Origin of the sequence: Pseudomonas fluorescens, assembly GCF_000730425.1 — a bacterium.
Taxonomy (GTDB): Bacteria; Pseudomonadota; Gammaproteobacteria; order Pseudomonadales; family Pseudomonadaceae; genus Aquipseudomonas; species Aquipseudomonas fluorescens_X.
Genome location: NZ_CP008896.1, coordinates 1,014,106 through 1,027,684, shown reverse-complemented (window position 1 = coordinate 1,027,684; position 13,579 = coordinate 1,014,106). Strand labels below are relative to the sequence as shown.

15 protein-coding genes are annotated in these 13,579 nt (G+C 59.5%); 7 read left to right on the top strand and 8 right to left on the bottom strand.

All coding sequences use genetic code 11. The annotated features are described in order from the left end of the window. Positions 1-71 precede the first annotated feature (71 nt). Positions 72-839: a hydroxyacylglutathione hydrolase gene (gene gloB / locus HZ99_RS04225; RefSeq protein WP_038441539.1), complete on the bottom strand. Its 768-nt coding sequence runs from the start codon at positions 837-839 to the stop codon at positions 72-74. Between the two features lie 65 nt (positions 840-904). On the opposite strand from gloB, the gene HZ99_RS04220 reads away from it, so the two are divergent. Both HZ99_RS04220 and rnhA read left to right on the top strand, forming a co-directional pair. After that, complete coding sequence (locus HZ99_RS04220; protein WP_038441538.1) at positions 905-1,663, top strand: class I SAM-dependent methyltransferase; 759 nt, start codon at positions 905-907, stop codon at positions 1,661-1,663. 85 nt (positions 1,664-1,748) lie between these two features. Continuing rightward, entirely contained in the window at positions 1,749-2,201 is a 453-nt protein-coding gene (gene rnhA, locus HZ99_RS04215) for a ribonuclease HI (RefSeq protein WP_029291380.1), read from the top strand. A gap of 3 nt (positions 2,202-2,204) precedes the next feature. Here rnhA and HZ99_RS04210 read toward each other — a convergent pair whose 3' ends face one another. Both HZ99_RS04210 and HZ99_RS04205 read right to left on the bottom strand, forming a co-directional pair. Further along, entirely contained in the window at positions 2,205-3,146 is a 942-nt protein-coding gene (locus tag HZ99_RS04210) for a glycerophosphodiester phosphodiesterase family protein (protein ID WP_080727658.1), read from the bottom strand. A gap of 19 nt (positions 3,147-3,165) precedes the next feature. After that, complete coding sequence (locus tag HZ99_RS04205; protein WP_038441537.1) at positions 3,166-3,471, bottom strand: DUF2388 domain-containing protein; 306 nt, start codon at positions 3,469-3,471, stop codon at positions 3,166-3,168. 198 nt (positions 3,472-3,669) lie between these two features. On the opposite strand from HZ99_RS04205, the gene dnaQ reads away from it, so the two are divergent. The 3 genes from dnaQ to HZ99_RS04190 all read left to right on the top strand — a co-directional run bounded on the left by dnaQ (position 3,670) and on the right by HZ99_RS04190 (position 7,447). Further along, positions 3,670-4,410 carry a DNA polymerase III subunit epsilon gene (gene dnaQ, locus HZ99_RS04200; protein WP_181883255.1) on the top strand — a complete coding sequence of 247 codons (741 nt, stop codon included), beginning with the start codon at positions 3,670-3,672 and terminating at the stop codon, positions 4,408-4,410. A 209-nt stretch (positions 4,411-4,619) separates the two neighbouring features. Then, positions 4,620-6,875 (top strand): Orn/Lys/Arg decarboxylase N-terminal domain-containing protein, encoded by a 2,256-nt coding sequence (locus HZ99_RS04195; RefSeq protein ID WP_038441535.1) that lies wholly within the window; start codon positions 4,620-4,622, stop codon positions 6,873-6,875. An 8-nt stretch (positions 6,876-6,883) separates the two neighbouring features. Beyond that, a complete protein-coding gene (locus HZ99_RS04190; RefSeq protein ID WP_080727657.1) occupies positions 6,884-7,447 on the top strand; it encodes a GNAT family N-acetyltransferase in 564 nt (187 codons plus the stop codon). Positions 7,448-7,501: 54 nt separating this feature from the next. Here the strand turns inward: HZ99_RS04190 and HZ99_RS04185 are convergent, their stop codons facing one another. Both HZ99_RS04185 and HZ99_RS04180 read right to left on the bottom strand, forming a co-directional pair. After that, entirely contained in the window at positions 7,502-8,392 is an 891-nt protein-coding gene (locus HZ99_RS04185; protein ID WP_038441533.1) for a LysR substrate-binding domain-containing protein, read from the bottom strand. A gap of 92 nt (positions 8,393-8,484) precedes the next feature. Then, entirely contained in the window at positions 8,485-8,709 is a 225-nt protein-coding gene (locus tag HZ99_RS04180) for a hypothetical protein (protein ID WP_038441532.1), read from the bottom strand. A 217-nt stretch (positions 8,710-8,926) separates the two neighbouring features. On the opposite strand from HZ99_RS04180, the gene HZ99_RS04175 reads away from it, so the two are divergent. Then, positions 8,927-9,484 carry an NADPH-dependent FMN reductase gene (locus HZ99_RS04175; protein ID WP_038441531.1) on the top strand — a complete coding sequence of 186 codons (558 nt, stop codon included), beginning with the start codon at positions 8,927-8,929 and terminating at the stop codon, positions 9,482-9,484. Between the two features lie 202 nt (positions 9,485-9,686). Here the strand turns inward: HZ99_RS04175 and HZ99_RS04170 are convergent, their stop codons facing one another. Beyond that, positions 9,687-10,181 (bottom strand): DUF934 domain-containing protein, encoded by a 495-nt coding sequence (locus HZ99_RS04170; protein ID WP_038441530.1) that lies wholly within the window; start codon positions 10,179-10,181, stop codon positions 9,687-9,689. Beyond that, positions 10,165-11,823, bottom strand: coding sequence for a nitrite/sulfite reductase (locus HZ99_RS04165; RefSeq protein WP_038441529.1), 1,659 nt, complete (start codon positions 11,821-11,823; stop codon positions 10,165-10,167). The genes HZ99_RS04170 and HZ99_RS04165 overlap by 17 nt, the downstream gene beginning before the upstream one ends. A gap of 453 nt (positions 11,824-12,276) precedes the next feature. Here HZ99_RS04165 and HZ99_RS04160 point away from each other — a divergent pair, with 453 nt between their 5' ends. Then, positions 12,277-13,356 (top strand): ABC transporter substrate-binding protein, encoded by a 1,080-nt coding sequence (locus HZ99_RS04160; RefSeq protein WP_038441528.1) that lies wholly within the window; start codon positions 12,277-12,279, stop codon positions 13,354-13,356. Between the two features lie 6 nt (positions 13,357-13,362). Here HZ99_RS04160 and HZ99_RS04155 read toward each other — a convergent pair whose 3' ends face one another. Next, positions 13,363-13,578 (bottom strand): DUF2970 domain-containing protein, encoded by a 216-nt coding sequence (locus HZ99_RS04155; protein ID WP_038441527.1) that lies wholly within the window; start codon positions 13,576-13,578, stop codon positions 13,363-13,365. Between the last annotated feature and the right edge of the window lies 1 nt (position 13,579).

The following is a 13,579-nucleotide window of genomic DNA, read 5'->3' as shown; positions in this document are numbered from 1 at the left end:
TGTCGGGCGATTCTAGAAAGCGCTTTGGTTCCGGTCAACCATTCAGAAATTGCGTATCAGAACCCTTCTGCTTAGAACGTATCTTTCCAAGCACGCAAGCTAGCAAACACCTCGCTCCCAGAGCGGTTATCACGGCCATTCCGCTCGTCCGCTTTTTGTTTAACGGATGTTTCAGCGGTACGCAGAAAAGGGTTGGTGAGTTTTTCCAGGGCCAGGGTCGACGGTAATGTCATCTTGCCGCCTGCCCTGAGTTCGCTGACTTTTGCCACCCGCTCGGCGATATCGGCGTTATCCGGTTCCACGGCCTGGGCAAAGCGCAGGTTACTTTGTGTGTATTCGTGGGTGCAGTAGACCAGGGTGTCGACCGGCAGGGCAGCCAGGCGCTCCAGTGAGTGGTACATCTGTTCGGGCGTGCCTTCGAACAAACGTCCGCAACCGGCAGCGAACAGGGTATCGCCGCAGAACAGCAAGCCGTGGTGGTAAAAGGCCATATGCCCCAGGGTATGCCCCGGCACGGCCAGCACCTCGAACTCCCAGCCCAGTACCTCAATACGGTCGTTATCCTTGAGCGCGACGTCACGAGCCGGGATTTTTTCGTTGGCCGGGCCATAGACCGTAGCGCCCGATACCTGCTTGAGCTGCTCTACGCCGCCCACGTGGTCGGGGTGATGGTGGGTCACCAGGATGTCACTGAGGATCCAGCCCGGATGATGATCGAGCCAGGCCAGAACCGGCGCGGCATCACCGGGGTCGACCACGGCGCAACGATGCTCGCGATGGTCCTGTAACAACCAGATGTAGTTATCGGTGAAGGCGGGCAGGGCACTGATCTGTATCATTCTTCTATTCGCCAAGCTGAACACATTGGTGCATCTTAGAACGTCTTGGCGAGTTGGAGAATGCAATGACTGATAAAGCGTTCGCCCAGGCCGATCCCGAGTGGCTGGCCTTGATCAGCGCGGCCCGTGAATGGCTGTCCGGGCCGATCGGGCAATTCCTGCTGGAACAGGAGCGACTTATGCTCGAGGAAGAGCTGGAGCGCTTCTTTGGCGGCTACCTGGTGCATTACGGCCCTTCGGCCCAGAACCCGCCGTCTGCGCCCCAGGTGCAGCGCAATGTACGCCTGGGCGCGCCGTTGCCGGGGGTCGAGATTGTCTGCGAGGAACAGGCCTGGCCTTTGAGCGAGCACGCCGCCGATGTGGTGGTGATGCAGCACGGCCTGGATTTCTGCCTGTCTCCCCATGGTTTGCTGCGTGAGGCGGCCAGCGCCGTGCGCCCGGGTGGCCATTTATTGATTGTGGGTATCAACCCCTGGAGTTCATGGGGGCTGCGGCACGTGTTCGCCCATGATGCGCTACGCCAGGCCCGCTGCATTGCGCCCTCACGGGTCAGCGACTGGTTGAACCTGCTGGGCTTCGCGCTGGAGAAACGCCGCTTCGGGTGCTATCGTCCGCCGCTTGCCTCGCCCAAGTGGCAGGGCCGTTTGGCTGGCTGGGAGCGCCGGGCTGGGGCCTGGCAGTTGTCCGGTGGCGGTTTCTACCTACTGGTGGCCCGCAAGATCGTGGTCGGGCTGCGGCCGGTGAGCCAGGTACGGCGAGAGTCCATGGGCAAGCTGGTACCGATGCCCCTGGCCAAGGTCAACCGTCGCTCCAGCGAGCCATAAATCACTTTTCTGGAATTCAGGTCGCAGTGTTCGACCTCGGGAACTGCCGGTCGATTGCCGGCAACCCGCTTTGATGGATAGCGTAATGACCGATAGCGTAGAACTCTTTACCGATGGCGCCTGCAAGGGCAATCCTGGTCCCGGCGGCTGGGGCGCCTTGCTGGTGTGCAAGGGCGTGGAGAAAGAGTTGTGGGGCGGTGAAGCCAACACTACCAATAACCGCATGGAACTGATGGGCGCCATTCGCGGCCTGGAAGAGCTCAAGCGCCGTTGCGATGTGTTGTTGGTGACGGACTCGCAATACGTTATGAAAGGCATCAACGAGTGGATGGTCAACTGGAAAAAGCGCGGCTGGAAAACCGCTGCCAAGGAGCCGGTGAAGAACGCCGACCTGTGGCAGTTGCTGGATGAACAGTGCAACCGCCACAACATCACCTGGAAGTGGGTGCGCGGGCATATCGGCCATCCAGGCAACGAGCGGGCCGACCAACTGGCCAATCGTGGCGTGGATGAAGTGCGCGGCTACAAGCAGAGCTAAGCGTCAGTCACACCGCAGTGGCCATTCGAGCCGCTGCTTCACGCCTCGCATCGTGCGGGGCGAGTCCACCAGTACCGCGTCGATATTGCGGCATGCCGCCGCCCGATAGTCGTCTTCGTTGTTAATGGCGATCGCCAGGATATGCACTTTGCCCTTGGACTGGAAGCAGTCGATGGCCGGCGCTGTCCACAGCTTGGCATTGACCGGTGAGCGTGCTTCTCCAAGAGTAAAGGTTTCCACCAGTTCAACCTTGCGCTGATACTCAAACGCCACCCAACTCCCCGCTTGGGGGGCCGGCTGGCAGCTGTGAGCCAGGGCTACATTGGCCAAGCGGTCGCGTGTCCGATCCCTGGACTCGAACAGGCGGGCCTGGGGGTACTGCGCAAACGCTTGTTGGTAGCTGGCATCGGTGGAGTAGATCAACACCCGGTCCCAGGCCTTGTTTTGCTCCAGTACCTGAGCTACGGCTTTGGCCTGGGTGTCGGCGGGCAGGGCTTTCATATCGAGGATGATCGGGGTCGTGACCGGGATTGTTGCCAATGCTTGTTGCAATGAAGGCAGCATCACGGGATGGGCACGGTAGGGGTAGGTTACCTGGCCATTGGCCCCATCCTGCTTGAATTGCCAGCCGGCATTGAGCTGTTGCAGTTGGGCCAGGGTTTTCCCCGCCACTGCGCCCGTGCCGTCTGTATTGGCACTCAAGTCCGTCGGCCGATACAGCACGGGAACCTGATCCTGGCTCAACTGTACCGTGAGCCACAGCATATCCACGTTATTGGCCAGGGCATTATCGATAGCCAGCAACGTGTTTTCCGGGAAGTCCGCTGTGCCCCCGCGATGGGCGACGATCTGCGGCAACTGGCCAGTGGCGACGGGTTGGGACGCGCAACCTGTCAAAAACAGGCCGGTGGTCAGCAGTGCAAGGGTATATCGGGTATCAATCATGGGCGTTCGCGCTCATCTATCACAGGATAAGGATCGCACGGGCGAGTTGCTCGTCAGTCTCGCGTAACTCCGGCAGGGTGCGACGAATGTGCTGCAATGCAGACTCCAATTGAACACCGCGCAGCTCGCCTTGGCTAGCGACAAATGCTGCTGCGTCGGCCTTTGCAGCCAATACGATTTTGTCATCCTTGAAACTGCTGCTGGTGCCCTTGGTGGCACTCATCGACAGGCTGACCAGGGCATCGGTGGTCATTACAAAGCTAGTGGCCTGGGCATTGGCGGCGCCGACCAGGCACAGGGCGAGCAGATAGTTGGGTTTTGACATGGGCGGTTTCTACGCGTTGCAAGGAGCGGCGCAGGCTACCAAGAGGGGGGATGGCAAACTGCGCAAGCTTTGCTAAACCTTGTAAAAAACTGTGGGGCGAGAGCCTGTGGTAACTCTGGGTGGGTCGCTTCGGTTTCAGAGCGTGCTAATATCCCGCCCCTTGAAATACACACCGTTGAGAGCTGAACCCTAATGGCCATCCGATCTGTTGTACTCGATACCGAAACCACCGGCATGCCGGTGACCGATGGCCACCGGATCATTGAAATCGGCTGTGTCGAGTTGATGGGCCGCCGCCTCACCGGCCGCCATTTCCACGTGTATCTGCAACCGGACCGGGAAAGTGACGAAGGCGCCATTGGCGTGCACGGCATCACCAACGAATTCCTGGTGGGCAAGCCGCGCTTTGCGGAAGTCGCCGATGAGTTTTTCGAGTTCATCAACGGCGCCCAACTGATCATCCATAACGCGGCGTTCGACGTCGGCTTCATCAACAATGAATTCGCGTTGATGGGCCAGACAGATCGCGCAGACATCACCCGTCACTGCTCGATCCTCGACACCCTGATGATGGCCCGTGAACGCCACCCGGGCCAGCGCAACAGCCTCGATGCCTTGTGCAAACGCTATGGGGTCGACAACTCCGGCCGTGAACTGCACGGCGCCTTGCTCGACTCCGAGATCCTCGCCGACGTCTACCTGACCATGACGGGCGGGCAGACCAGCCTGTCCCTGGCCGGCAACGCGTCCGATGGCAATGGTTCAGCAGAAGGCTCAGGCAACCGGCCTTCGGAGATTCGTCGCCTGCCGGCTGACCGCATACCCACCACCATCATCCGTGCCAGCGAGCAGGATATGGCCGAACATGCGGCGCGCCTGGAAGCCATCGCCAAATCGGCGGGGGCGCCGGCGTTGTGGACCCAACTGACCCAGCACTAACTGCGGTCAAAAAATGTGGGAGCGGGCTTGCCCGCGATTGTGGTGTGACAGTCAGCGCATTCGTTACTGATCCACCGCTATCGCGGGCAAGCCCGCTGCCACACAAACCCATTCCCACATTAGTTATTCGTTGCCCGTGAAATCTTCATTCGCCACATTCACTCCCAGCTTCTACCCTGAGTAAATCGCCCTCAGGACGCCAAGCCCCCATGTACAAAGACCTGAAGTTCCCCATCCTGATCGTGCACCGTGACATCAAGGCCGACACTGTCGCGGGTGATCGGGTCCGGGGCATCGCCCGGGAGTTGGAGCAAGAGGGGTTCAGTATTTTTTCCGCCGTGGACTATGCCGAAGGCCGGCTGGTGGCCTCGACCCATCACGGCCTGGCGTGCATGCTGATCGCTGCTGAAGGCGCCGGGGAAAATACCCATCTGTTGCAGAACATGGTGGAACTGATCCGACTGGCACGCCTGCGTGCGCCCAACCTGCCGATCTTTGCACTGGGCGAGCAAGTCACCCTGGAAAATGCCCCGGCCGATGCCATGAGCGAACTCAACCAACTGCGCGGCATTCTCTACCTGTTCGAAGACACGGTGCCGTTCCTGGCCCGGCAGGTGGCCCGCGCGGCGCGTACCTACCTCGATGGCCTGTTGCCGCCTTTCTTCAAGGCTCTGGTGCAACACACTGCCGATTCCAATTATTCCTGGCATACCCCCGGCCACGGCGGCGGCGTTGCCTATCGCAAGAGCCCGGTAGGGCAGGCGTTTCATCAGTTCTTTGGGGAAAATACCCTGCGTTCGGACCTGTCGGTGTCGGTGCCGGAACTGGGCTCGCTGTTGGATCACACCGGGCCCTTGGCCGAAGCCGAAGCCCGCGCGGCGCGCAACTTTGGTGCCGACCACACATTCTTCGTGATCAATGGCACCTCCACTGCCAACAAGATCGTCTGGCACTCCATGGTCGGGCGCGACGACCTGGTGCTGGTGGACCGCAATTGCCATAAATCGGTGCTGCACTCGATCATCATGACCGGGGCGATCCCGCTGTACTTATGCCCTGAGCGCAATGAGCTGGGGATCATCGGCCCGATTCCACTGACGGAGTTCAGCCGCGAGTCGATACGCGCGAAGATCGCGGCCAGCCCCTTGGCCCGTGGTCGCGAACCCAGGGTCAAGCTGGCGGTGGTGACCAACTCGACCTATGACGGCCTGTGTTACAACGCCGAGTTGATCAAGCAGCAATTGGGCAACAGTGTCGAAGTGTTGCACTTTGACGAGGCCTGGTACGCCTACGCAGCTTTCCACGAGTTTTTTGCCGGGCGCTATGGCATGGGGACCTCGCGCACGTCCGACAGCCCGCTGGTGTTCACCACGCACTCGACCCACAAGTTGCTGGCGGCATTCAGCCAGGCGTCGATGATTCATGTGCAGGACGGCGGGGCGCGGCAATTGGATCGTGATCGTTTCAATGAAGCCTTCATGATGCATATCTCCACCTCGCCGCAGTACAGCATCATGGCTTCCCTGGACGTGGCATCAGCCATGATGGAAGGGCCAGCAGGGCGTTCGCTGCTCCAGGAAATGTTCGATGAGGCCCTGAGCTTTCGCCGGGCCCTGGCCAATTTGCGCCAGCATATCGCCGCTGACGACTGGTGGTTTTCCATCTGGCAACCGCCTTCGGTGGCGGGTATCGACCGGGTGGCGACGGCTGATTGGTTGCTGCAGCCCGAGGCTGACTGGCATGGTTTTGGTGACATTGCCGAAGACTACGTTTTGCTCGACCCGATCAAAGTCACCTTGGTCATGCCCGGCCTGACAGCGGGCGGTGCCTTGAGTGATTGCGGCATCCCGGCGGCGGTAGTCAGTAAATTCCTCTGGGAGCGTGGCCTGGTGGTGGAAAAAACCGGGCTGTATTCGTTCCTGGTGTTGTTCTCCATGGGCATCACCAAAGGCAAGTGGAGTACCCTGCTCACGGAACTGCTGGAGTTCAAGCGCAGCTACGACGCCAATACCAGCCTGGCCAACTGTCTGCCATCAGTGTTCCAGCAAGGCCCGGCGCGCTATCAGGGCATGGGTTTGCAGGACCTGTGTGACCAGTTGCACGGTTGCTATCGCAGCAATGCCACGGCCAAGCACCTCAAGCGCATGTACACGGTGCTGCCGGAAATCGCCATGAAACCAGCCGATGCCTATGATCAGTTGGTACGCGGTGAAGTCGAGGCGGTGTCCATCGATGCTTTGCCAGGGCGTATCGCAGCTGTGATGCTGGTGCCTTACCCGCCAGGCATTCCGCTGATCATGCCGGGGGAGCGCTTTACTGAATCGACGCGCTCGATTATCGACTACCTGGCCTTTGCCCGGGAGTTCGATAACAGTTTCCCTGGGTTTGTCGCCGATGTGCATGGCTTACAACACGAAGACGACGGCAACGGTCGTTGTTACACCGTCGATTGCATCAGGTGTTAAGGAAGGTTATGCAAGCTGTAATGAATCCGAAGTACCCGGGACTCAGTGTGCGAGTCGCCGACGAGGGATTTGACGCCTATGTATGGGGCAATGATTTCAGCTTCGAGGTGTGCGTGTATGGCACGCCGGAGCTAGGCAAGCCTGTCGACCAATGGGCGGTGGAGCAGATATTGCCTTACCGCAAATGCTACGGCATCGACCCCGCGGAGTTCGCCAGCTACCGCAATGCCAACGACAGCGCGGTATTCATGGCTTACCTGGATGACCGGCCGGTTGGCCATATCGTCGTCAGTACCAATTGGAACGGTTATGCCCATGTCGACGAGCTGGCGGTGGTGCTTGCGGCCCGCCGGCACGGCGTGGCCAAGGCCTTGCTCGATGTGGCGCAGTTCTGGAGCCGCAAGAAAAACTTGCCGGGAATGATGCTGGAGACTCAGAACAATAATCTGGGGGCGTGCCGGCTGTATGAGCGCAGCGGTTATGTCATGGGCGGCATCGACCGCTTGCGTTATCGCGGGATTGATCCGCAGACGCGAGAAGTGGCGATTTTCTGGTACCGCTTGTTTAGCTGACGCCCTGTGGCGTTCTGCGAACGCTATCGCCGGCAAGCCGGCTCCTACAGTTGATCAAGGCAACAGGTCTTGGGCCTTCTGCGTGACAATCTCCAGCAATGCATTCAGCGCCGGGCTCGGGGTATTGTCCTTGGCCGTCAGTCCATACAGGCTCACCAGAATCGGCGGCGACAGCGGACAAGTATCCAGCCCGGCCTCCCGCGCGCCGCTGGCGGTAAAGGGATCGACCACCGCCAACCCTTCGCCGGCCTCGACCATGCTGCGCATCATCTGGTAAGTCTGCACCCGCGTCTGGATCACCGGCAACGGCCGCAGCGCCTGCAACTTGCTGTCCAACAACTGGCTCAATGGGTCTTGCCCCTCCAGGCCGATTATCGACTGGCCGGCCAGTTCTTGCAGGGCGATGTATTTTTGCCGTGGCTTGAGCCAGCCATGGGGCGCCAGCAGTTGCAACTTGCCCTGGCCCAGTACAGTACTGGTGATTTGCGGGTGTTCGGGGTCATGCAGGCTCAGGCCCACATCGGCCTCGTGCAGCAACAGGCTCTTGACGATGTCGCGGGTCGGTTGGCTGGACAGGTTGCACGGAGTGTCCTGGAAGCGACGGCGCAACAGCGCGATGCTTTGCGGCAGCAGTTGGTTGGCCAAAGGGGGGGTACAGAGCGTGCGCAGCGGCGGGGCATGATGGTGCTTGAGGCTGCTGGCCAGGCGCTGTATGGGTTCCAGGGCTTCGTAGAGGTGGGCGATCTGCGCCTGCATGGCCAGGGTTTCACGGGTGGCCTGCAACCGCCCACGGACGCTGGCGAACAGCATGAATCCCAACTGTTGTTCAGCGTCCTTGAGGGTGGCGTCCACATCGGGCACAGCCAGTTGCAACCATTCGGCGGCGGTGCCGAGGTGTCCGGTCTGCAAAATGGCTTGAATCACTTCGATATGACGTAAACGCATGCATGAAGTCCATGTTCAGCAGGTAAGGGATTCACCGGGTGAATCCTAACCCAAGTCCGCTCATATGACTTCTGCCTGGAGGCACAGCCTTATCAAACAGGCGTGTTTTCGGGTTCGCGGGTCAGGGAGACCTGCGATTGAACCAATACAAAGGTGTTGTCATCGACCTTGTTGACCCGGTCACCAATCGCCAGTTTGTAGGAAATTACCGGTTCTGCACCGCCGTCTGACGAGGTGGACTCCTGGAATTCATGCACGGAATAAACGCGGCCTTCCGCGTCGCGGGCATGGAATTGTCCGACAAGTACTGCTGCCATCTGCTTAGAACCTCTGGAGAAAAACACCGATTTGCGGTTCTGTAGACCGTCATTAAGATGGGTAGTTTACCTACATAGAAAAAATACTATTCGTTGATATCCCGCTTATTTTTCCTACAAACAAAAACATCCGCCGATTGGCTACTACCTGCTGGTGATAGGTCGGCGAAGGCTCTATAACTACTAATTCCTTTTAGTCAGATGTCAGGAAAGCCCCATGAGCAAGGTGTACACGATTGCCGTACTGGTCGGCAGCTTGAGAAAAGAGTCGATCAACCGCAAGGTCGCCCAGGCATTGGCGCAGTTGGCGCCGGCCAACCTCAAGCTGAGCATCGTCGAAATCGGCGAATTGGCGCTCTATAACGAAGACCTTGATAGCGCAACGGCGCCTGCGGCCTACACAACATTCCGCCAGCAGGTGGCAGCGGCCGATGGCGTGTTGTTCGTGACCCCTGAATACAACCGTTCGGTGCCGGCCGCCTTGAAAAATGCCATTGATGTGGGCTCGCGCCCATACGGTCAGAGCGTCTGGAGCGGCAAGCCAGGTGCGGTGATCAGTGTTTCGCCAGGGGCCATTGGTGGCTTCGGCGCCAATCACCATTTGCGCCAGTCCCTGGTGTTTCTGGATGTGCTTTGCATGCAGCAGCCGGAAGCCTACCTGGGGGGCGCAGGCAGTGTGTTCGATGAGTCGGGCAAGCTGTCGGAGAAAACCAAGCTGTTCCTGCAGGCGTTTATCGATGCCTATGGTCGGTGGGTAGCGAAGCAGAAGGGCTGACAGATCAGCAAGGCTCAGCCGTAGCGGCTGGGTCTTTTGGAACAGTCCGCGCAGTTTGCAACGAATCTATCCGGGGACTGCCTGGGTCACTTCAGCGCCACTAATGAGTCTGAGGGCCGGCGAAAACAAAACACCCTGCGAAAGCGTAACGCTCGCAGGGTGTCGGGGATCAGCGTTCTAACCCGGTCTTTAATGGGCAGGTTTAGCGACGCCGGAACAGCGGCAGCGGTTCGTCCGTAGCCGCCTGGTACGTCACCGAGAAGTCCTTGAGGCTTTCCAGCGCCTCATACGGGTCTTTGTCAGCGCGCAAGGCGTAGGCATCGAAGCCGCAGCGGTGCAGGTAGAACAACTGGTCGCGCAGCACGTCACCGATTGCCCGCAGTTCGCCCTTGTAGCCATAACGATCACGCAGCAGGCGCGCATTGGAGTAGTTGCGCCCGTCGGTGAAGGCCGGAAAGTTCAGGGCGATGACCTGGAAGTGTTGCACGTCCTCACCGATTTCTTCGGCCTCTTCATCAGCGTCCAGCCACACACCCAGGCCGCCATCGCGGGCCTTGAGGGCGTGCCCGTGTTCACGCCACAGAGCCAGCGGCACGATCAAGTCGTCGCAGTTGGAGATGCCATCGAACGACGCATCCTTGGGCAGCAGGTGCCAGGTTTCGTCGACGACTTCGTTGTTCTTAATGATTCGCTGCATAGACGCGCTCCTTGAACAGGTCGATGCCGATGCGCTGGTAGGTGTCGATAAAGCGCTCATCTTCGGTGCGCTGCTCGACGTAGACGTCGATCAACTTACCGATCACATCGGGCATGGCTTCCTGGGCAAAGGATGGGCCGAGGATCTTGCCCAGGCTCGCATCGCGGCTGGCACTGCCACCCAGGGACACTTGGTAGAATTCTTCGCCTTTCTTGTCCACCCCGAGGATGCCGATGTGGCCAACGTGGTGGTGGCCACAGGCGTTCATGCAGCCGGAGATGTTCAAGTCCAGCTCGCCGATGTCGAACAGGTAGTCCAGGTCGTCGAAACGGCGCTGGATCGATTCGGCAATGGGAATTGACTTGGCGTTGGCCAGGGAACAGAAGTCACCACCCGGGCAGCAGATGATATCGGTCAGCAGGCCAATGTTCGGTGTGGCGAAACCCCCTTCGCGCAACTCGCCCCACAGGGCGAACAGTTGGCTCTGCTCAACGTCCGCGAGAATGATGTTCTGCTCGTGGGAGGTGCGCAGTTGGCCGAAGCTGTAGCGGTCGGCCAGGTTGGCGACGGCGTCCAGTTGCTTGTCGGTGATATCGCCAGGCGCTACGCCGGTCGGCTTGAGTGACAGGGTCACCGCGACATAGCCCGGCTGCTTGTGCGCCAGGGTGTTGCGGGTGCGCCAGCGGGCAAAGCCTGGGTGCTGCTGGTCGAGCGCGCTCAATTGGCTAACCTGGTTGCCCAGGGCCTTGTAGTCCGGGTCGACGAAGTGCTTGGCCACACGATGTACTTCGGCTTCGGTCAGGGTGGTCTGGCCGCCGCGCAGGTGTTCCATCTCGGCGTCGACCTTCTGGGCAAACACCTCGGGAGTCAGGGCCTTGACCAGGATCTTGATGCGCGCCTTGTACTTGTTATCACGGCGGCCATAGCGGTTGTACACGCGCAGGATGGCGTCGAGATAGCTCAACAGGTCTTGCCACGGCAGGAATTCATTGATGAACGCGCCGACCACCGGAGTACGTCCGAGGCCACCCCCCACCAGGACGCGGAAGCCCAGTTCGCCGGCGGCGTTGTACACCGGCTCCAGGCCGATATCGTGGACTTCGATCGCGGCGCGGTCGGAAGTCGAGCCATTGATGGCGATCTTGAATTTACGCGGCAGGTAGGCGAATTCCGGATGGAACGTCGTCCACTGACGAACGATCTCACACCATGGGCGCGGGTCGATCACTTCATCGGCGGCAACACCGGCGAACTGGTCGGTGGTCACGTTGCGCAGGCAGTTACCGCTGGTCTGAATGGCGTGCATCTGCACAGTGGCGAGTTCAGCCAGGATGTCCGGCACGTCCTCCAGGGCCGGCCAGTTGAACTGCACGTTCTGGCGGGTGCTGATGTGGGCGTAGCCTTTGTCGAAATCACGGGCAATCTTGGCCATCATGCGCATCTGGCGCGAGGTCAGTTGGCCGTAAGGCACGGCCACCCGCAACATCGGCGCAAAGCGTTGAACATAAAGGCCATTTTGCAGGCGCAGAGGGCGGAACTCTTCTTCGCTCAGTTCACCTGCCAGATAGCGTCGGGTCTGATCCCGGAACTGCTTGACGCGGTCCTCGATGATGCGCTGATCGTATTCGTCGTATACGTACATATAGGTCCTGTTCTCGGCAAATCTGCGCGCACGGCCGCGCACTCCCAACGGAGCCGGCGCACGATACCAGCTTGCGTTTATGCGCAAAAGTGATGTTTTAGTATATGCAAAGAACCAAATCGACTAATGAGAACGGTTATCGCGATACCCACATTTGTCATGCGGGCAATCATCGACTTTACTGTGGACGAGTCTTAGTGCAATCAGCCATAAAACCGACAAGAGGCGATGCCGATGAGCAATCCAACCAAAGCCCGTAAACCTGACAGTACCGTGGACGCCTGGGCGATTTTGTTTCTGATTATCCTGGTGGTTTCAACCGCAGTGTTCTGGGTCAGCCATCAATAAGCGGAACTGATCGCCAGAAAACTGTCCGACCTGCTGATAAATAGCCAAGATCAAAAGGCTTATTGCCACTATCATGATCTGTCAATTTCTGGGGCTCGGGCAGTAATGTTGAAGGTTCTCTGCGGGTGCTTGTGGTGGGTGGGGATGGCGTTCGGCACGATGGCACATGCCACGTCGGTGGTGTTTCTCAACCCCGGTATGTCCACGGAAACCTTCTGGGTCAGCTATGCGCAATTCATGCAGGCTGCGGCCAAGGACCTCGGCCTGGATTTGCGTGTGCGGTATTCGGAGCGCGACCCGCAAAACACCCTGCTACAAGCCCGCGAAGCACTACTAGGCCCACAGCGCCCGGATTATCTGGTGGTGGTCAACGAGCAGTACATCGCCCCGCAGATTTTGCGGATGGCCCAGGGCAGCCCGGTCAAGTTGATGATCGTCAATAACGCCCTGACGCCAGGCCAGGTACAACTGCTGGATGCTGGCAAATACCCCAACTGGATGGGCAGCATCATTGCCAACGATGAGGAAGGCGGCTACCTGATGCTCAAGGAGCTGCTGCGCCAACACGGCCCTGTCCCGGCCGGTGCGCGCCTGGACTTGCTGGCGTTTTCCGGAGCGAAGCACACACCGACCGCACAGGCGCGCGAGCAGGGACTGCAGCGTGCCTTGCGCGAACATCCTGAAGTCCATCTGCGCCAGCTTGTCTATGGCGAATGGAACCGCCAGCGCGCATTTGATCAAGCGACCCAGATGTTCAAGCGTTACCCGCAGGCCACACTGGTCTGGTCGGCCAATGATGAAATGGCTCTGGGGGCTATGCAGGCCCTCGATGGCAGCGGGCGCACCCCCGGCAAGGAGGTCTTGTTCAGCGCAATCAACAGTTCTCCCGACGTCCTTCAAGCGCGCCTGCAAGGGCGGGTCAGCGCCTTGGTGGCCGGGCATTTCACGGTGGGGGGCTGGGCCATGGTGTTGCTGCTCGACGATGCCAACGGCGTGGACATCCAGCGCCATGGTGGTCGCGAGCGTCAGGTGAAGTTGTTCCAGCTGATTGACGGACCCCAGGCCCAGCAGTTGCTGGACATGCGTGGTCATGAGGGCGACAGCGTGAATTTTCGCGCGCTGTCGGCCCAGGGCAAGCCCGCGGACTATCAGTATCCCTTCAGCCTGCAGATGCTGTTGAAGTAACCGTGCCTACACCCCGGCCAGGTGCAGCACCAATTTGACGATGGCAAAGAGCGTCAGGGCAAAGACCGCAGTAAACACAATCCCCAGCACCACAAAATGGCTGGGCTTGCCATGGGTAAAGTCCCGGGTGCGATTCTTGCCGCTCTGTACGCCGAAAGCGGCTGCCATCACGCTATGAAGCATTTGCCAGAAGGTCGGCGGTTTATTGTCCGGTGCGTCCATG